General features: G+C 62.8%; 16 protein-coding genes and 1 tRNA gene. 7 read left to right on the top strand and 10 right to left on the bottom strand.

Annotation, left to right across the window (positions count from 1 at the left end):
• Window positions 1-45: 45 nt before the first annotated feature.
• Together M2281_RS05345 and M2281_RS05340 are read left to right on the top strand one after the other, a co-directional pair.
• Window positions 46-525: a hypothetical protein gene (locus M2281_RS05345; RefSeq protein WP_280820049.1), complete on the top strand. Its 480-nt coding sequence runs from the start codon at window positions 46-48 to the stop codon at window positions 523-525.
• Window positions 526-792: 267 nt separating this feature from the next.
• A complete protein-coding gene (locus M2281_RS05340; protein WP_280820048.1) occupies window positions 793-3,024 on the top strand; it encodes a methyl-accepting chemotaxis protein in 2,232 nt (743 codons plus the stop codon).
• Between the two features lie 89 nt (window positions 3,025-3,113).
• Here the strand turns inward: M2281_RS05340 and M2281_RS05335 are convergent, their stop codons facing one another.
• From M2281_RS05335 to M2281_RS05325, 3 genes are read right to left on the bottom strand one after another with little or no spacing between them, the layout of a single operon-like run.
• Window positions 3,114-3,899 carry an alpha/beta fold hydrolase gene (locus M2281_RS05335; RefSeq protein ID WP_280820046.1) on the bottom strand — a complete coding sequence of 262 codons (786 nt, stop codon included), beginning with the start codon at window positions 3,897-3,899 and terminating at the stop codon, window positions 3,114-3,116.
• Window positions 3,896-4,195, bottom strand: coding sequence for an AzlD family protein (locus M2281_RS05330; RefSeq protein ID WP_280820045.1), 300 nt, complete (start codon window positions 4,193-4,195; stop codon window positions 3,896-3,898). The genes M2281_RS05335 and M2281_RS05330 overlap by 4 nt, the downstream gene beginning before the upstream one ends.
• 2 nt (window positions 4,196-4,197) lie before the next feature.
• Window positions 4,198-4,917, bottom strand: coding sequence for an AzlC family ABC transporter permease (locus M2281_RS05325; protein ID WP_425537669.1), 720 nt, complete (start codon window positions 4,915-4,917; stop codon window positions 4,198-4,200).
• A 138-nt stretch (window positions 4,918-5,055) separates the two neighbouring features.
• On the opposite strand from M2281_RS05325, the gene M2281_RS05320 reads away from it, so the two are divergent.
• Window positions 5,056-5,520 carry an Lrp/AsnC family transcriptional regulator gene (locus M2281_RS05320; protein ID WP_280820044.1) on the top strand — a complete coding sequence of 155 codons (465 nt, stop codon included), beginning with the start codon at window positions 5,056-5,058 and terminating at the stop codon, window positions 5,518-5,520.
• Window positions 5,521-5,559: 39 nt separating this feature from the next.
• On the opposite strand, the gene M2281_RS05315 is transcribed toward M2281_RS05320, so the two are convergent.
• A complete protein-coding gene (locus tag M2281_RS05315) occupies window positions 5,560-6,657 on the bottom strand; it encodes a DJ-1/PfpI family protein (RefSeq protein ID WP_280820043.1) in 1,098 nt (365 codons plus the stop codon).
• A 130-nt stretch (window positions 6,658-6,787) separates the two neighbouring features.
• Here M2281_RS05315 and M2281_RS05310 point away from each other — a divergent pair, with 130 nt between their 5' ends.
• Window positions 6,788-7,747 (top strand): GlxA family transcriptional regulator, encoded by a 960-nt coding sequence (locus M2281_RS05310; RefSeq protein WP_280820042.1) that lies wholly within the window; start codon window positions 6,788-6,790, stop codon window positions 7,745-7,747.
• Window positions 7,748-7,899: 152 nt separating this feature from the next.
• On the opposite strand, the gene M2281_RS05305 is transcribed toward M2281_RS05310, so the two are convergent.
• The 3 genes from M2281_RS05305 to M2281_RS05295 all read right to left on the bottom strand — a co-directional run bounded on the left by M2281_RS05305 (window position 7,900) and on the right by M2281_RS05295 (window position 11,064).
• Entirely contained in the window at window positions 7,900-9,558 is a 1,659-nt protein-coding gene (locus M2281_RS05305) for an FAD-dependent oxidoreductase (protein WP_280820041.1), read from the bottom strand.
• A gap of 26 nt (window positions 9,559-9,584) precedes the next feature.
• The gene (locus M2281_RS05300; protein WP_280820040.1) at window positions 9,585-9,986 is read right to left on the bottom strand and encodes a nuclear transport factor 2 family protein; all 402 of its coding nucleotides are present in this window, start codon (window positions 9,984-9,986) and stop codon (window positions 9,585-9,587) included.
• A gap of 121 nt (window positions 9,987-10,107) precedes the next feature.
• Window positions 10,108-11,064 carry a S1C family serine protease gene (locus tag M2281_RS05295; protein ID WP_280820039.1) on the bottom strand — a complete coding sequence of 319 codons (957 nt, stop codon included), beginning with the start codon at window positions 11,062-11,064 and terminating at the stop codon, window positions 10,108-10,110.
• Between the two features lie 179 nt (window positions 11,065-11,243).
• Between M2281_RS05295 and M2281_RS05290 the strand changes: the two genes are divergently transcribed.
• Together M2281_RS05290 and M2281_RS05285 are read left to right on the top strand one after the other, a co-directional pair.
• Window positions 11,244-12,116, top strand: coding sequence for a S1C family serine protease (locus M2281_RS05290; RefSeq protein WP_280820038.1), 873 nt, complete (start codon window positions 11,244-11,246; stop codon window positions 12,114-12,116).
• An 8-nt stretch (window positions 12,117-12,124) separates the two neighbouring features.
• Complete coding sequence (locus tag M2281_RS05285) at window positions 12,125-12,748, top strand: helix-turn-helix transcriptional regulator (protein ID WP_280820037.1); 624 nt, start codon at window positions 12,125-12,127, stop codon at window positions 12,746-12,748.
• Window positions 12,749-12,810: 62 nt separating this feature from the next.
• On the opposite strand, the gene M2281_RS05280 is transcribed toward M2281_RS05285, so the two are convergent.
• A tRNA-Thr gene (locus tag M2281_RS05280) sits at window positions 12,811-12,886 on the bottom strand.
• A 507-nt stretch (window positions 12,887-13,393) separates the two neighbouring features.
• Between M2281_RS05280 and M2281_RS05275 the strand changes: the two genes are divergently transcribed.
• On the top strand, window positions 13,394-14,446 hold the full coding sequence (locus M2281_RS05275) for a hypothetical protein (RefSeq protein WP_280820036.1): 1,053 nt from the start codon (window positions 13,394-13,396) through the stop codon (window positions 14,444-14,446).
• 8 nt (window positions 14,447-14,454) lie between these two features.
• On the opposite strand, the gene M2281_RS05270 is transcribed toward M2281_RS05275, so the two are convergent.
• Both M2281_RS05270 and M2281_RS05265 read right to left on the bottom strand, forming a co-directional pair.
• Window positions 14,455-16,056 (bottom strand): cisplatin damage response ATP-dependent DNA ligase, encoded by a 1,602-nt coding sequence (locus M2281_RS05270; RefSeq protein WP_280820035.1) that lies wholly within the window; start codon window positions 16,054-16,056, stop codon window positions 14,455-14,457.
• Window positions 16,056-17,066: a ligase-associated DNA damage response exonuclease gene (locus M2281_RS05265; protein WP_280820034.1), complete on the bottom strand. Its 1,011-nt coding sequence runs from the start codon at window positions 17,064-17,066 to the stop codon at window positions 16,056-16,058. The genes M2281_RS05270 and M2281_RS05265 overlap by 1 nt, the downstream gene beginning before the upstream one ends.
• Between the last annotated feature and the right edge of the window lie 4 nt (window positions 17,067-17,070).

Here is a 17,070-nt window from a genome sequence, read left to right as displayed (position 1 = left end):
GTGGCCATGAATTTTCTTCGGAGTGTGCGTCAGCACGTTGAAGCGATGAAGACAATTGCACTTGCCGCTATCCTCTTCGTTCTAGTCCCGGGGTTTTCTCATGCCGCGGACTGGCAGCATTACGGCAATGCTCGATACCAATATTGGGTCGGCATTCTCCCCGGCTTTTCGGCGATCTCTGAAGCGGACAATGGTGACGGCGGGGTTTCACAATCTTCCGATGGCCGCACCGAACTTCGTGTCTGGGGTGGCTATCTGCTCGAGGATAATTTCAAGAGCGAAGTGAAAGGGCGCATCGATCTGGTTGCCTCCGACGGCTGGAATGTCACGTATCGAAAACAGGCGCCGACCTGGGCGAGCTGGTCAGGCCTGAAGGGGGACCGGGTTTTCTATGAACGTGCGGTTCCCGTCTGCGACGGCGCCGCTGCCTACTTCCGGCTCGAATACGACAAGGATCAGGCCAAGAATTTCGACCCAATCGTCTCCCGATTGGTGAAGTCGCTGAAAAGCGGCACCTGTCGATAGCGTTCGATGCCAAAGCAGATGCATGTCGAGGATAGCTACGTGCCTCTCGTCTGAGTCGACTTTGCCCAAGAACTTCACACCCCAAGTAGATGCGCAGAGTTGCAAAAAGCTCGTCGTCTCAGGTGACACCTACGTTAGCTTTTTGAAAACGAAGGGCACGTTATCGCTATTGGCGAAATGAATTCGTCCTAGGTGAAGCCCTGGCACGTTTCGTTCTCAGGGAGGATACCCCGGCGGACGCACTGCTGGGCGACAGGGAGGAATTCGATGTTTCCGAAGACGGCAACTGGCCGCAATATGTTTGCCATTGTGGCGACGGGTGTCCTTACTACGGTTGCCACGGCAGGCGTGTTGGTTTTGCTTTCGCATCGAGCGCTGGAAGAGCGCTCCTTCTCCGAAATGACGAATATCGCCGAGGAGAGCGCAAGGCGCGTCGAGACTTACTTCAGCCGCGTGGAAGGATTGACGTATAACGCCAGGTCCAGCCTGATTGCCGCGAAAGATGGCGCGGTTCCGGATCGGGAAGCGACAAATCGCCTGTTTTCGCGCTGGATGCAGGACAACACCTGGGCGCTCGGCCTCAGCACCGCTTGGGAGCCCAACGCTTTTGACGGGAAAGATGCTGACTATCGCAATGCGCCCGGACATGACGATAGTGGCCGCTACATCCCCTATTTCGTAAGGAACGGCGGCAAGGTCGGACTGGAGGCCTTGGTCGACTACGAGAAGCCGGGTGCCGGCGACTGGTATCTCATCCCCAAGAAGACGGGCAAACCAGTGCTCATGGAGCCCTTCAGCTACAGCATCGCCGGCAAGGATGTCGTGATGACATCGTTCATGGCGCCCTTGCTCTTCGACGGTGCCTTCAAGGGAACGGTTGGGGCGGATATTGCCCTCGACAGCCTCGCCAACGACCTGTCCAAGATCAAGCCACTGGGTCAAGGATATGTGGCGCTCGTCACCGGCAAGGGCGGCATCGTCAGCTATCCCGAAGCGACCGTCCGCGGAAAAGCGCTAAAGGATTCCGGCCTGGACGCCGGTGCCTGGGGTGGCCTGATTGCGAGCCCGGGCAAGCCTGCAAATCTCGTCGAAACGTCGGGCGACACCAGCATTGCGGTCGCGGTTCCAGTCCGTCTGCTGCCGGACACCACGTGGTATACCGTGGTCTCGGTGCCGAAATCGGTCTTGTTGGCGAGCCTGTCTTCCTTGGTCATTACCTCGATCGCCGTCATCTCGCTTGCGGCGGGATTGATGACTGTTGTCGGCTTCCTGCTCGCGACGCGCTTCCGCAAGCGGCTTGACAAGGTCATGACCGCGACCGTCGGAATTGCCGCCGGGGAGACCGAGGTCGATCTTTCGCAAGCGACGAAGCAGGACGAAATCGGCGAGATGGCTCGCTCGCTGGCCATCCTCCGCGACGCAACCATTGCGAAGAACCGCCTGGAAATGGAAGCGGAAGAAGCTCGAAATCGCAATGCGATGGAGGAGCAGCGCCGCGCCGAAGAAGCCGCCGAACGCGAACGTCAGACGCGCTTTGCCGTCGACTCTCTGGCCGAAGCCCTGCAGAAGCTTGCCGACGGCGATACGACCCATCGGATCGAGGACAACTTTGCTGGCTCGCTCGACCAGGTCCGGCTAGATTTCAACGCTTCGGTCGAAAAACTGCAGTCGGCCTTGCTTTCCGTTGGCCAGAACGCCGAGGCCATTCAGGCCGGATCCGGTGAAATAATGTCGGCGTCTGACGATCTGGCAAAGCGCACGGAGCAGCAGGCTGCAGCTGTCGAGCAGACTGCGGCCGCTATGGAGGAAATCAGCTCGTCGCTGAAGGATACCTCCAAGCGAGCGGACGAAGTCGGCGGCTTGGTTGAACGCACGCGGGCAAGCGCCGAGAAGTCCGGCGAGGTTGTGAAGCGTGCCGTGACGGCGATGAGCGGCATCGAGACTTCCTCCAAGGAAATCTCCAACATTATCGGCGTGATCGACGAGATCGCATTCCAGACGAATCTGCTCGCGCTTAACGCAGGCGTGGAAGCAGCGCGGGCTGGCGATGCGGGTAGGGGATTTGCGGTTGTCGCCCAGGAGGTCCGGGAACTCGCGCAACATTCGGCGACGGCCGCGCGGGAAATAAAGATGCTGATCACCAAATCTGGCGAGCAGGTTCACACGGGCGTCGAACTGGTCACCGAGACCGGTGCCGCGCTGGACGAAATCGTCAAGCGGGTGCAGGAAATCGATCGGAACGTTTCGGCCATAGTGGCCGCCACCCGAGAGCAATCCAGCTCGCTGAACGAGATCAGCTCAGCCATCAACTCCATCGACCAGGGCACGCAGCGAAACGCCGCAATGGTGGAAGAGCAGACGGCTGCCAGCCATTCGCTGGCAAACGAAGTGGTCGCTCTGAACGACCTGCTTGCTCAATTCCGGATGGGCAACAAGCCTATGGATGCGTATTCCCATGACGCAGCAGGCATGATGGCTAGACATCGGCTGGCGAGCTGAGATCGGCTAAACTGAGCCAACTTATCGGCCCGTAGCGATCTGTCCGCTGCGGGCCCATCGGCTCAGAATACCTGGGCCCTCGTGGCCAACTATGCCAGACTGAGAAACTCGGCGATCGCGTCGGCGAGAAGCCTGTCATCCTCCCGGTGCGGCACGTGTCCGGTCTCTGGAAGGATCAGCGTCGATCCCCGCCCTTCGGCAATGCGCTTCGGATGAGCGGCTGATCCGTATTCATCGCATTCACCGTGAATCGCTAGTGTCGGGCAACGCACCGCCGCAAGCGAGGCGTCCAGATTCCAGTCCACATACTCGGACGCCAGCCATGTCTCGGTCCAGGCGTCGACAACCCATCTGGCCCTGTCTCCGTGGTATTTCGCCAGCCTGGCCAAATTGGCGGCATCTTCGAAATCCCGTTTCGCGACGCGAATCCCGTCGAGCGTCTTGTCTTCGACAAAGGCCTGAGCGGCGATGGTGACCAGTGCCTGGCATTGCGTTTGCAGATGCGCTGCGGTTTCCACGGCCATGCCACCCCCGACGCTGTGCCCGCACGCGACAAACTCGATGAAGCCAAGTTGCTCGCCCAGTTGCGGGACGACATGGCGCGCTTCCGCCGCGATGAAATCGAACTCCAGCTGGCCCGGATACGAGTCCGAGCGGCCGAAGCCAAGGCGGTCATATGCGATGACGCGTCGCCCGGTTGCCGAGGCGAGCAGGGCGGGGAAACCGCGCCAGAGCTCCACGCAGCCGAGAGAGTCGTGGAACAGCAGGATCGGGGCGCGATAGGTCGTTTCCTGAGCGTCGGGCGTCCAAGTCTTTGCGAAAAGACGGCCCTCCCTGGTTCGAACCCAAAACTCCTGTTCGTCGATCTTCGTCATCCAAGAAGGCTCCGCAAAACGCCCGCCGAGACGATTGCAACCAGCACGGTCGGCAGGATCGAAAGCCGCGTCGCAGCGGCCACGGTGAGGCCGAGTGCCACAATGTCGGCCGGATGGCCAGTGACGAAATTCGGTGCGATCACGGTGATGAGCACGCAGCCGGGTGCGTTTTCCAGAACCGTTTTCGCGCGCGGGCTCAGCGTGCGGTTGCGCAGCAGGACATAACCGCCGATCCGCGTCAGGTAGGTGACGGACGCCATCAAAAGGATGGTTAGAAAGTTCATCGGGTCGATCATGATCACTTCGCCCAGAAAAATGCAGCGGCAACGCCCGACAACGCACCGACCGGGACGTACCAGGCGCCTGGGACGAGAAGATAGGTTGCCGCGCCCACGACAAGGCTGACAAGCCAGGGGCGCGCGGCGGAAACGCCCTTCCACATGCCCGCGAGCATCACGAGGAAGACGGCCGGAAACGCCATGTCGAAGCCGAAGCGCCTCACATCTCCGAGGATAGGGCCGGCCAGGGCTCCGACGCTGGTGAATACGACCCAGGTGAGATAGAGGCTGATCGACACGCCTATGTAGTAGCCAAGGCTCAGGCGCGAGCCGGCCTTTCGCCCATCGGCCAGCCCTATGGCCCAGCTCTCGTCGCACATGAAGAAGAGGGCGGGAAACGCCTTGCGTTTTGGCAGATGCCGCATCAGCGGAGCCAGGGCTGCACCCATGAGGAAATGCCGGCTGTTGACCAGAAGGGTGATGGCAACGATCAGCGAGATGTGCGGCGGCGAGGTCCAGAGTTCGATGGCCGCGAATTCCGAGCCGCCGGCGAAGTTCAGCCCGGTCAGCAGCGGCACCTCGATCGGACTGAACCCCTTCTGAGCTGCCTGGTAACCAAGAACCAGCGCGAGGGGCACGAAGCCGAGCATGACCGGCAGGGCGTCTCTGAGACCGCGGAAGGCTTCGGAGAAAGAGCTTCGCTCGACAGGAGTGTCGAGAGTGAAATTTGTGTCTGTCATGAGAGCGAAGCCATGCACTGTGAAGTCCGACGATCGCGGGGTTCTACATCAGTCAGCGGGGTCACAGATTGCGTTCATGGCTCAATTGTCGGAAAGTTTGGCACGCACAATCAAACTGAGCGGCTTTGGTGAAATCGCATGCCAACTGAGTTGGACTCAATCGATCGGGCGATCCTGAGGGCATTGCAGCAGGATGGTCGGATCCAGAACATCGATCTGGCCGACCGTGTCGGCCTGTCCCCTTCGCCCTGCCTGCGCCGGGTGCGCCAACTGGAACAGGCGGGTGTCATCGAGCGCTATGTCGCGCTCGTCAACCCGGCAAAGGTCGGGATGGGGCTGACCGTATTCGCTCGCGTCTGGCTGACGGGTCAGGACGAGGAATCCGTCAACGTCTTCGTCGAGGCGATCAAGAAACTTCCGCAAGTCGTCGAATGCCACCTGATGGCCGGCGACAGCGACTTCCTGCTGCGGGTTGTCGTCGAAGATCTCGAAGGCTATCGGCGCTTCCAGATCGAGCACCTCGGCCGCATCAAGGGGGTCCGGAACATCAAGACGGAAATCCCGATGCAGAAAATCAAATCCTCGTGGGAGATCCCGGTCTGAAGGTCCGGGCCACGGTCCGACGGCGTAGCACCGAGCTTATCAGTAAGCACCAGCCTGACGCGTCGGGTACTCAAGCTGTAGGGCGACAATGCCTGCGGTCGAGCTGCCATAGCGAGCGGCGATCTCCGCCAGGGCATGATCGAGCGCCCGTGCGGAGGCGGTTTGCGGAATGCTGATGTCCGGACAGGCCGAAGCGGCATTTCTATCCGGCACCAGCATCAGGCTATGACGTGACCGGATCGGGCCAGACTTCCCGACCGCGACTGCATGAGAGCGATAGGTCCTGGACCACGCATCGGCGGTGAGCGCCAGCGCGATTTCGTCAAAACCGGCCTCGACCGGTACCTGAAGAGTTTCGTGCCCCCAGAAAGCGAGGAAGTTGCTGCCGATTTGCCAGATGCGCCCCGCTGTCAGCCGAAACGGGCCTGAATCATGCACTGCAGTCCAGTCCGCGACGCCCAGTTGGGCGGCAGCCGCGCTCGCCTTTGCACGTCCTGCGATCGCTTCGACAAGGGCGAGGCTCGCAGGAATGGACGCGGTGACACCCGTGGTGGTCAAGACATTGCGGTCGAAAACATAACGTTGATCTCGAACCCACCGTGTCGTCGGAAAGGCGTTGGCGAGATCGTCGAACGCATACCAGTGCGTGGTTGCCACTTTGCCTTCGAGAATGCCGGCCCGGGCAGAGATCCAGGCACCTTCGCAGATCGAGACGACAATAGCCCCCTTGGCGGATTGCTCCTGCACCCAACTGATGACCGCTTTGTTCCCGCTGTCATGCATGGCGGGCACAATGACGATGTCGGCTCCGCTAGGACTTGCCGCATCGAACTCGGACATGGTGGTATCCGGCTCGATCGCGAGCGCGGGCATAAGGCCAACCACGCCTGGATGCGTCGAGACGATGACGACATCAGCAACACCCGCCGCCTTCAGAACGCCGTAGGGAACGATGAGATCGGTTGTTTCCGTACCGGCATTGTCGGCCGCAATGGCCACGAGCGAACGAGTTCGTCCGGCTTTTGGAGGCGGCAATTGAATGGAAGCTTCCGCTCCGGCAGAGGCTTGGTCGATGTTCGCGATAGCTGGCAGTGCCAACAGAAGGAGCAGGAGGACCTTTAGAAGCAATCGGCACATAATCTATCCGTGGTGATGGAGGCTGATGGAAGCGGCGCGAAAATAGGCTCAATATGCACTGGCGAAAATGTCATACTTATCGCATTTTACGCCAATGCAGACTTCGGTTCTCAACACACGACGGGTCGCGATGATCGGCTATGAGGGCGTCCAGGCTCTTGATGTCGTGGGGCCCATGGAGGTCTTCGCGATGGCGAACCTGCATTTGCCCAAGGATGCGCCTCATTATGAGGTTGTGCTCGCCTCCCCGACGGGCGGGGCGATGAAATGCAGTTCGGCTGCCGGGATTCATCTCGGCGAGGCCGTGGCGCTCGATGGCCTGCCCGATGAGATAGACACGATCATTGTTGCGGGCGGCAGCGAAGAAGGGCTGCGTGCAGTCATCTTCGAGACCAGCCTGGTCAACTGGTTGCAATCGCGCGCAGCCGTGACACGACGGCTCGCCAGCGTTTGTACGGGCGCTTTCGTGCTCGCGGCGGGCGGTTTCCTTGATGGAAAACGCGCGACCACGCATTGGAATTCATGTGAGTTGCTGAAGGAGCTTCGTCCTCAGATCGAAGTTGAGCAGGACGCGATCTTTGTTGCCGAGCCACCGGTGTTCACCTCTGCCGGCATCACGGCAGGGATCGATTTGTGCCTGGCGTTGGTGGAGGCTGATTGTGGAGCACAAACCGCGCTCGCGGTCGCTCGGCAAATGGTGCTCTTCATGCGCCGGCCTGGCGGGCAGTCGCAGTTCAGTACGGGCCTGGCGGTACAGGCCAACGCCACGCCGCGTTTGCGCAAACTACTGAATGAAATCATCGAAGACCCGACCGGCGACCTGTCCGGTCCCGCGCTTGCCGCGCGCGCTGGCATGAGCGAGCGAACCTTCTCGCGCTCTTTCCATAAGGAAACCGGGACAACACCTGCGCAATTCGTGGAGGCCGCCCGGATTGATCGCGCAAAGACGTTGTTGGAGACGTCGGATTGGCCGCTGGCGCGCGTCGTCGAACGGTCAGGCTTTGGCAGCCTTGACGCCCTGCACCGCGCATTTCTGAAGCGCCTGGGAATTACGCCTGGCTTCTATCGGGATCGTTTCGGGGGCAGGTAGCCATTCGCACGTTTTAGGGCAGGTGCCGATCAGGTCCCAGATATATCGCCAATGCTCGTGCTTGTTTTGCCAGCCTCGACGGCTTGCACAAAATGTTACCGATTCGAGCGCCCCTCGAAAGGCGGCGTGGGTAGGACTTAGCGCGGTGGCGTCTAGCGTTGGTTCGAAGCCAAGGCGGCGTGCAAGGCCGCCACGACCTGCGCACCTTCGCCGACTGCTGCCGCAACGCGCTTCACCGAACCTGATCGCACATCGCCTATGGCATAGATGCGGTGGTGACTGGTCTCCAGGGGATGCCGGCTCGAATTGGTGCCGGTGAGAATGAAGCCTTTGGGATCAAGTTCAACTCCGGAGCCCGACAGCCAGCCCGTGTTCGGAACCGCACCGATAAACGAGAACAAGTGACGAAGCTGTTGCCGAACTTCCTCCTTAGAGTCCCGGTTGCGCCAACGGATCGCCTCCAGCAAACCGTCGCGGCCCTCCAGGCCAGTAACAGAGGTTTCCGTCAGAAGCTCAATGTTTGGTAGACCGCTAATTCGGTCTACAAGATAGCGAGACATGGTGGCGGCAAGGTCAGCGCCCCGCACCAACATCCACACTTTGGAAGCGTGGCTCGCCAGGAAGACGGCTGCCTGTCCCGCGGAATTCCCCGCGCCCACCAGAGCGACCTCCTCGCCTGCACAGAGCTTGGCTTCGAGCGGAGACGCCCAATAATGCACGCTCGTCCCCTCAAAGGACCCCAGACCGTCGACAGGGAGCTGCCTGTACCGGGCGCCGGTCGCAATCACGATCGAGCGCGTGGTAACGCGTTCATTGTTGCTCAGTGTAAGCGTCATGGGACCATCGCCGACCTCTCTCGCATCCAGACCAAGCGCGGCATCGGGAATGGCCATCTCGACTCCAAACTTCTGGGCCTGGCCGTAGGCACGCGCCATGAGCGCCATGCCGCTGATGCCGGTCGGGAAACCGAGATAGTTTTCGATCCTGGCGGACGCACCGGCCTGCCCGCCAAAGGCACGGCAATCGAGCACGAGCGCCGAAAGCCCTTCCGAGCCGGCGTAGACGGCGGCCGCGAGACCGGCCGGCCCTGCCCCCACGATGACGACATCGTAAAGGTGTTCCGGATCGATTGGGCCTAGTAGACCGATGCAGCGGGCAAGCTCGGTCTCGGTCGGATTGCGAAGCAGCTGTCCATTCGGGCAGAGCACGATCGGCAATTGACCGACATCCACGTGAAAGCGGTCGATCAGCGCTCTGGCCTCCGGATCGGTCTCGGGGTCGAGCCGTTGGCGTGGGTGTCCATTGCGCTGAAGGAAGCCCTCAAGCCGGAGCACATCGCCATTTTGGGCGCGACCCACGATCACAGGCCCACCAGCGCCTGTCTCCAGCAAACCGACACGCCTGAGGATCAGCGCGCGCATGATGCGCTCCCCCAGCTCCGCTTCTGCGATCAGCAGGGCCCGCAGTTGTTCAGGCGGCAGGATCAAGGCCTCGACCGGTCCTTTCGCATGGGCGTCGACGAGCGCCGGTCTATTTGCCAGCTGCGCCAATTCACCCATGAAAGCGCCTGGCCCGTGGGTCACGATCTCGCTGCGACTGCCGGACTGATTGCGTTGAGTAATTTTGACCTCACCGGCCAGGATGATGGCAAGGCCGGGACTTACCTGACCGGCAGTCGCAAGCGGTTCATCCACTTCATACGTGCGAACCTTGCCAAAACGCCGCACGCGCTCGATCTCGGCCGGCTCCAAAACAGGAAACATCTGTTGCCGTCGCGTTTCGATGATGGGTTGGCTCGGAGTGTCGATCATCTATGCAAGCCTACCAGCGGTCTCCCTCAAGCCGGAAAACGGTCGCCAAACATCGGCAGACCGCTAAGGGATTCCGCTTGGGTCGCTTCGTCTTGAAGGACGTCCCAGTGCTCGGCGAGCTTGCCGTTTTCCATTCGCACGACGTCGGCGGCGACCCATGAGGCGGGGCGCCCGTGGCCCGAAAAGCGGCCATGCGCGATGACGTAGTCCCCTTCGGCGAGGATCACATGACTTTCATAACGAAGAGTGTCGGGGAGGGCGCGAACAAGGTTGAACAGGCCATCGCGGCCGGGAGGAATATGTGCGCTGTGCTGAATGTACTGGTCCGACCAGAATTGCTTCGCCGCGGCATAGTCGCGCTTATTGAACAGCGTATCGAAGGCTTCCAGCACAAGCGCCTTGTTCTGTTCAGGTGAAGTATCGGCCATGTGGGTCTCCATGAGTAGCTGACGCCGATGGCAAATCCCTTGCCGGTGCTCGAGGGTCCTTACGAATGCGCGGACCCCCATCCCGCAGGAGAAGTAGAGCAGGGAGACCGGCAAGCCATAGTCAGGCACGTGCAGCCGGCGTTACCGTCACCTGGCTGACCTCCGAACGGCGGACCACCGTAAACACCGTTTCTCTTTCGATCTTTTCGGAGTCCAGCATCCGCACCAGATCGTCCACGCCGCCGACGGCGTGGCCATCGATCGCGACGATGATGTCGCCTTCCTTCAAACCGGCTTTCGCAGCAGGTGCACCCGTCTCGACCGAGCGCAACCGCACCGCCGTGCGGCTGGTCACCTGGGAAAGCAGTGCGGCACGCCGGGGCAGAGCGACTGTATCGGCCGAGACGCCGATAAAGGCACGGCGCACGCGGCCAAAGCGGATGATCTCGGTAATGACGAACGCGGCCGTATTCGAAGCGACGGCGAAGGCGATGCCTTGAGCGCCGCGGATCATTGCGGTGTTGACGCCGATAACCTCGCCGGCCGACGATACCAGCGGCCCGCCGGAATTGCCCGGGTTGAGCGCGGCGTCGGTCTGGATCACATCGTCGATGAGCCGGCCTGTCGAGGCGCGCATCGAGCGGCCCAGCGCCGAGACGACGCCAGTCGTCACCGTCCATTCGAAGCCGAGCGGATTGCCGATGGCAATGGCGATCTGGCCGCGACGCAGGCGCCTTGAATCGCCGAGCGGGGCTATGTCAGGAAAATGACCGTCGGCACGCACCAGGGCAATGTCGGTATCGGCATCGCGGCCAAGCACGCGCCCCTCGGCGGATGTGCCGTCGGGCATGGCGACACGTACGGCGCGTGCCTCGCCGACAACGTGGAAATTCGTGACGATCAACCCGTCGGGCGCGATGACGAACCCCGAACCCTGGCCTGCGGCGCGGCCGTCAGAAATGGGCCCGATACGGCACACGGCCGGGCCGACGCGGTCAACCGCATCGGCAACGGTGGAAGAGTAGGCATCAAGAAGACCGGCATCATGGGGCTGCAGGTCAGTCGCAGGCAGGGCCATCGGGGCCTCCGTGTCATTCGGACAATCCGTGCCTATATGTGCTGTGCGCGCCGGGGCGCCGCGACCTGACCGCATGGCTAGTGACGGCGGTTCCTAGCCGTCAGGCGAGTTGGAAGCGCCACCAGGTGCGGCAATATCCGGGTATCGAAAGCCCAGATGGCCGAACCCAGGAGTGCGTGATGACAAGCTTCAACCTTGCTGCCTTTTCCGACGCGGTCGCCGACATAGCCGAACAAGCGGCGTCTCTGACCGCGAGCTTTCCAACCCGTCATGGCCGGACCGCGACGGCCTTCCACTGGCGCGACGGTTTTTACGTCGCCGCGGAGGAAACCGTCGAGCCGGACGAGGAATTGCAGGTCACCCTACCCAGCGGCGAGACCGTGAAGGCCGAGCTGATCGGCCGCGATCCCTCGACGGGCATCGCCCTGCTGAAGCCAGCGACACCGGCAGCCGGTACGAGCTTCGCAAAAGCTGGGCCGGTGCGTGCCGGCAACATCGTCGTAACAGCCGGGCGTGACGGCACTTCGCCTCTTGCGGTGCTCGGCACGGTGGGCGAGGTCGGGCCGACGTGGCGCTCGCTGCGTGGCGGTGCGATTGACCGCCGTATCAACCTCGCAGTCACGGCGGGCGGTCGCTTCGAGGGCGGTCCGGCTCTCGACGCCAAGGGCGCGCTGATAGGGATGTTGCTCTTCGGCCCGCGCCGCCGGGCGCTGGTAATCCCCTACGAGACGATCGAGCGGACCGTCGCGACGTTGCGCGAGAAAGGTCACGTCCTGCGCGGCTACCTCGGCGCTAGCTTGTATCCCATCCGCCACGGCCCTGTGCAGGGCGCCATGGTCACGGGGCTCGACGACGAAGGGCCGGCCAAGACCGCCGGCATCGCGCTGGGCGATATCGTCACCGCCTGGAACGGCGAGCCGGTGCGCGGACCGCGCGAACTGATCCGCCGGCTGGGGCCGGACAGCGCACGCGCCGCGGTCACGCTGGCGATCGTGCGCGGCGGCAAGGCGCGTGACGTGGCGATCACGATCGGCGAGAAACCCCTGACCTGAGAGGGCCGATGCTGGCTATGGCGGAGACGCAACACAGGTTGCTCGTTCTGGTGGCGCTCGGGGACGCGGCGTCGAGCGAGCAGCTTGCGCTTCGCCTGTCGGAGGACGACGGACTGGTGCCGGTGACGACCGGAGAACTGGCCGAAGGCGACCACGCCGACGTGGCCATCGTCGATGACGAAACCGCGAGCGGCGTGCGCGCGCAAGGCGTACCCTTGATCGTCCTCGCCTCCAGGGTGACGAACTGGCCGGCGACGGTTGCGGCCGTGTTGCCGCGGGACGCCGACACGGCGCTGATCGCGGCGGCCACACGGCTTGCCGCTGCGGGCTATCGTATCGCCCATGCATCAACTGAAATGAATGGGCGCGACCCGGCCGACGACCATCTGGCTGACGGTTTGTCGGCCGAGGGTGAGGCAGAACACGAGGCTTCGATCCGGCTTTCGCCGCGCGAGGCGGAGGTGCTGGCCCTGCTTGCCGAGGGCGCACCAAACAAGGTGATCGCGCGGCAACTCGACATTTCCGTGCATACCGTCAAATTCCATGTCGCGGCGATCCTGGTGAAGCTCGGCGCCGCCAACCGCACCGATGCCATCGCCACAGCGATGCGGCAGGGGCTGATCATGATCTAGAAAATGTCATGCACGGGCAGCGCCCGGAGACGCGCAGGTCTAGCTAGATTCTTGGAATTTAGTGGTGCCGCTTGCGTGACTCGAACACGCGACCCCATCATTACGAATGATGTGCTCTACCAACTGAGCTAAAGCGGCGACCATGTTTTCGCGGCGAGGCGCGAAACGGTGAGCGGGTGATAGCCGCATTGCGCGGCAATTTCAAGCGGCCTTCGTGCTGATTTATACGTTCGTTTTCAAACCTTCCACACTTAGGCGGTTGATTGCGAGGCCTATCTATCAGGCCAACAGGGGCCGGCAGCGGACCTCAGGCCGGTGCGGGCGGTGAGGATCGGGCGCCGTGGCGACTGCGCGTGATTCGTGCCGCATCAGTGGACTGAGGAGGTTGCTGCGATCAAGTCCCAGCGGCGACTCGAGCAGGGAATCAAAGAGGGCTGGCTTCCCCGATCCGCATTAGCGTGATTGCCGAGCTTGATCTATGCGACCCGAAGCCGGGGCCTGTCGCCAACTAGAGGCCGTCCTTCGACGCAAAAAATGGCATTCGCGGCCTTGCGGGCCGGGATAATGACAAAAGCGGGCGTTGCCTGAAAGGCCGGCTGCGTCTAACCATCATGCAAGAATGAACCGTACGATGAGGAAACCGGGTTGGATCCTATCGAAAAGGCGATCCGCAGCGCCTTCGAAAAAGGAAATGCCGAGGACCGGGATTTTCGCGAGAAAGTCTATCGGTCGGCTTTTGCTGCGCTCGATCGCGCCCTGAAGGCGAATCCGAACCTCACGGTCGAAGCCGCCATCAATCGCCGCAAGGCCTTGCAGGCCAAGATCGCCGAGATCGAGACCGAATTCACGCTGGCCGCTGCCGCCGTCGATCCGGCAGGCAACAGCTTCGAGCCCAGCCTCGACGATGTGCGGCCGGGCAATAGCGGCCGCGGCGCGGCCGCGCCCGACATTTCCATCGAAGGACGCAATGGCAATGGCCGCCGCAAGGCGGTGCGCGCCGACAGCCTGGCGGTCGAGGGCGAGCGCGACGAACGCCGCGCGCGTCGGGGTTTCCGCATCCCGTTCGGCCGCATCTTCGTCACCGCCACGGTAATCGCCGCCGTCGGCATCGGCGGCTGGTGGGCGTTCCAGACCGGCATGTTCAAATCGGCGGCCGAGCGCGACACCTCAGTGCGCAACCCGGCGCGGACCACGGCCAGCGAGGATTTCATTCCCGAAAACGAAGGCGCGCCGATCAAGCAGGGCCAAGTCGATCCGAGCCGCAACTGGATCGACGTGTTTTCGCCGGCCGACGCTACGGGGGTCACCGCACCGGGCCACACCTCGGCAGAGGTGATGCAGGACGGCTCCGGCAGTTTCCTGCGCATCCGCTCGGGCGGATCGGATGAAGCCATCCTGTTCGACGTTGGCCAGGGGGTGCTTGAAAAGCTCGCCGGCAAGGTGGCGACGTTCGACATCATTGCGCGCGGCGCTGACGGGCAGGCAACGCAGATGTCGGTCGATTGCAATTTTGGCGAGCTCGGCGGCTGCGGGCGCAAGCGCTACGCCGTCGGCGATGGTCGCGGCGACTATCTGTTCGAGCTGGACTTTCGCTCGAAGAATCCCGGTTCGGGCGGCACCATCGCCATCAACTCCGATGTTGGCGGCCAGGGCAAGCCGGTCGACGTCTACGAGATTCGCGTCTCCGTCTCGGAGTAGGGGAAAGCTTAGTCGAGCAGCGCTTGCAACGTCTCGATACGGTCGGCCTCGCCGGCCGGCTTGTCCCAGCGCAGGCGCGAAATGCGCGGGAAACGCATGGCGACGCCCGACTTGTGCCGCGTCGAGCGGTTCAGCCCCTCGAAGGCGACCTCAAGCACGAGCCCGTGGCTGCGGTCGGCGCGCACCGAGCGCACGGGCCCAAAACGCTCGATGGTGTTGTCGCGCACGAATTTGTCGATCTGCCGCAGTTCCTCGTCGGTGAAGCCGAAATAGGCCTTGCCCACCGGCACCAGTTCTTCGGCTCCTTCCGGCCCGGCCCAGACGCCGAATGTGTAGTCGGAATAGAAGCTGGAGCGCTTGCCGTGGCCGCGCTGCGCATACATCAGCACCGCATCCACGGTGAAGGGATCGCGCTTCCATTTGAACCATGGGCCTTTCGGACGGCCGGCGAGATAGGCCGAGTCGCGCCGCTTCAGCATCACGCCCTCGATCACCGGATGCGGCGGGTTGCTGCGCATCTCTTCGAGCGCCGACCAGTCGGCAAACAGCGCAAGCGGTGAGAGGTCGAAGCGGGCGGGGTCGAGCCGGCGCACGAAATTTTCGAGCCGCGCGCGCCGCTCCAGGAAGGGCAGGGCGCGCACGTCCTCCGCGCCTTCCTGCAGAAGGTCGTAGCAGCGTATGAACACCGGATAGAGCTCGAGCATCTTGGCGGACACCGTCTTGCGGTTCAGCCGCTGCTGCAGGTCGGAGAAGGTGCCCGTTTCACGTTGTGGATCGCCCACCAGCAACTCGCCGTCCAGAACGCCCTCGAAGGTCATGGCTTCGACGAGATCGGGAAAGGCCGGCGAAATGTCGTCGCCGGTGCGTGAATAGAGCCGGCGGACGCCACCTTCGCACACCGCTTGCACGCGAATTCCGTCCCATTTCCATTCGGCGGCATAGTCAGCCGGATCGAGCCTTTCGAGATCGCCGTCGTCCACCGGATTGGCCAGCATAACCGGGCGAAACAGCGCCTTGGCGGCAGTTTCCGGCTTAGGGCCCTTGCCCTCCAACCATCCGAAAAGCTCGGTATAGGGTGGCGTCAGCCCGTGCCACAGTTCCTCGATCTCGGCAACGTCCACCTTGCCGAGATCGGCCAGCGCCTGCTTGGCCAGCCGTGCCGAAACGCCGATGCGCAAGCCCCCGGTCACCAGCTTGATGATGGCGTAGCGGGCCGAAATGTCGGCGCGGTCGAGCAGGCGTGCCAGCACGCGCGGCCCATCGGAACGGCTCGCCGCTTGCAGCGCACCGACCACATCGGCCAGGGTGGGGCGGATGTTTGCCGTGCGGTGCGCCGGCGGCTCTGGCCACACCAGCGAAACGGTTTCGGCAAGGTCGCCGACATAGTCGTAGGAATAGCCGAACAGCACCGGGTCCATGCGCTCGGTTACCAGCGTGCGCAGCATGGCCGGCTTCACCGCCGCGATCGACAGGTCGCCGGTAATGGCGGCCAGCGCCAGCCCCCGGTCGGGGTCTTCGACGTCACGGAAATAGTCGGTCAGCAGGGTCAGCTTGCCGTTGCGCGAGGGCGTCAGCACCAGGCGGTCGAGCAGTTCGGCAAAGCGATGCATCAATCCCCCTCGTCCTCGTACCCCACCAAATGCAAGGGCCGCGCCGCGATGCCGTCCAGCTCGCACCAGCGCACCAGGGCCTCCTCGCGGCCGTGCGTTACCCAAACCTCGCCCGCGCCCGTCTCGGTGATGGTCTCGGTCAGCTCGTCCCAGTCCGAATGGTCGGAGATGATCAGCGGCAGCTCCACCCCGCGCTGCTTGGCGCGCTGGCGTATGCGCATCCAGCCCGAGGCGAAGCAGGCGACGGGGTCGGGAAAGCGCCGCGCCCAGCGGTCGGAGAAGGCAGCGGGCGGACCGACCACGATTTCGCCGGCGAAATCTTCCTTGCCGCCTGCCTCGACCGTCGCGGGCTGGAGGTCGCCCAGCTTGACGCCTCGGCTCTGATAATAGTCGCAGAGTTTTGCCAGCGCGCCGTGAATATAGATGGTTCGGTCATAGCCTGCCTGGCGCAGCAGGCTGATGACGCGCTGTGCCTTGCCGAGCGCATAGGCGCCCACAAGATGGGTGCGTTCAGGAAATTGCTCGACTGACTTCAACAGCCGCGAGACCTCGTTGCTCGGATGCGGATGGCGGAACACCGGCAGGCCGAAGGTCGCCTCGGTGATGAAGACGTCGCAGGGGATGGGAATGAAGGGGGCGCAGGTTGCATCGGGCTGGCGCTTGTAGTCGCCGGAAGCGACGATGCGCATGCCGCGATGCTCGACGCAGATCTGCGCCGAGCCCAGCACGTGGCCGGCGGGCTGGAACGTCACCTTGACGTCGTTCAGCGAAATCGTTTCGCCAAGCCGCATCGCCTGCCGCGACCCGGTAAAATCCGGCCCGCAGCGCAGCTCCATGATGTCCAGCGTCTCGGGCGTGGCGAGCACTGCGCGGTGGCCGGGGCGGGCATGGTCGGAATGGCCGTGGGTGATCAGCGCGCGCGCCACCGGCCGCACCGGATCGATGAAGAAATCGCCGGGCGGGCAGTAAAGCCCTTCAGGGCGGGAGCAGAGAAGATCACTGGCGCGCATGCTC

Source organism: Pseudaminobacter soli (ex Li et al. 2025) (assembly GCF_029892515.1).
GTDB lineage: Bacteria > Pseudomonadota > Alphaproteobacteria > Rhizobiales > Rhizobiaceae > Pseudaminobacter > Pseudaminobacter soli_A.
Note: the sequence above shows the minus strand (reverse complement) of the source record. Positions and strands in the feature narration are given on the sequence as shown.

What these genes read in the sequence shown, in the direction of transcription:
- M2281_RS05325 (WP_425537669.1), bottom strand. Translation starts at nt 4,917, where the DNA reads ATGACAGACACAAATTTCACTCTCGACACTCCTGTCGAGCGAAGCTCT.
- M2281_RS05285 (WP_280820037.1), top strand. Translation starts at nt 12,125, where the DNA reads ATGCTGGCTATGGCGGAGACGCAACACAGGTTGCTCGTTCTGGTGGCG.
- M2281_RS05330 (WP_280820045.1), bottom strand. Translation starts at nt 4,195, where the DNA reads ATGATCGACCCGATGAACTTTCTAACCATCCTTTTGATGGCGTCCGTC.
- M2281_RS05300 (WP_280820040.1), bottom strand. Translation starts at nt 9,986, where the DNA reads ATGGCCGATACTTCACCTGAACAGAACAAGGCGCTTGTGCTGGAAGCC.
- M2281_RS05315 (WP_280820043.1), bottom strand. Translation starts at nt 6,657, where the DNA reads ATGTGCCGATTGCTTCTAAAGGTCCTCCTGCTCCTTCTGTTGGCACTG.
- M2281_RS05345 (WP_280820049.1), top strand. Translation starts at nt 46, where the DNA reads ATGAAGACAATTGCACTTGCCGCTATCCTCTTCGTTCTAGTCCCGGGG.
- M2281_RS05335 (WP_280820046.1), bottom strand. Translation starts at nt 3,899, where the DNA reads ATGACGAAGATCGACGAACAGGAGTTTTGGGTTCGAACCAGGGAGGGC.
- M2281_RS05320 (WP_280820044.1), top strand. Translation starts at nt 5,056, where the DNA reads ATGCCAACTGAGTTGGACTCAATCGATCGGGCGATCCTGAGGGCATTG.
- M2281_RS05310 (WP_280820042.1), top strand. Translation starts at nt 6,788, where the DNA reads ATGATCGGCTATGAGGGCGTCCAGGCTCTTGATGTCGTGGGGCCCATG.
- M2281_RS05270 (WP_280820035.1), bottom strand. Translation starts at nt 16,056, where the DNA reads ATGCATCGCTTTGCCGAACTGCTCGACCGCCTGGTGCTGACGCCCTCG.
- M2281_RS05340 (WP_280820048.1), top strand. Translation starts at nt 793, where the DNA reads ATGTTTCCGAAGACGGCAACTGGCCGCAATATGTTTGCCATTGTGGCG.
- M2281_RS05305 (WP_280820041.1), bottom strand. Translation starts at nt 9,558, where the DNA reads ATGATCGACACTCCGAGCCAACCCATCATCGAAACGCGACGGCAACAG.
- M2281_RS05295 (WP_280820039.1), bottom strand. Translation starts at nt 11,064, where the DNA reads ATGGCCCTGCCTGCGACTGACCTGCAGCCCCATGATGCCGGTCTTCTT.
- M2281_RS05290 (WP_280820038.1), top strand. Translation starts at nt 11,244, where the DNA reads ATGACAAGCTTCAACCTTGCTGCCTTTTCCGACGCGGTCGCCGACATA.
- M2281_RS05265 (WP_280820034.1), bottom strand. Translation starts at nt 17,066, where the DNA reads ATGCGCGCCAGTGATCTTCTCTGCTCCCGCCCTGAAGGGCTTTACTGC.